Genomic DNA, 274 nt, shown 5'->3' with positions numbered 1-274 from the left:
GGCGAGAACGGTGGCGAACCGCTGCGGCTCAATGCCGGACAGAGCAAGTCGCCGCTGGTGCGGCAGGCTTTCGCGGAAGTGCAGCGCTATCTGGGCACGCACCCGCCCGAGCCGGACAAGCTGATCCTGCTGGGATCGCGCAGCGAAGGCAGCAAGATCGAGGTGGCCTTTCGCCTCTACCGTGATCCCGCCGGACTGGCCTGGCTGTCCATCAGCGCGGCACCGCGCTCGGACTTCCTGGGGTCGGTCACCAGCGGCGTCTACCAGACGCTGA

At 67.9% G+C, this 274-nt stretch carries 1 protein-coding gene; it reads left to right on the top strand.

Translation table 11 applies throughout. From position 1 onward, the window contains the following. On the top strand, window positions 1-274 hold a 274-nt coding region (locus ACZ3GY_RS23960), incomplete at both ends, for a hypothetical protein (protein ID WP_465912227.1).

Source organism: Pseudomonas sp. PME37.24/006 (genome assembly GCF_055556635.1).
This window is presented reverse-complemented; position numbering and strand designations above follow the sequence as displayed.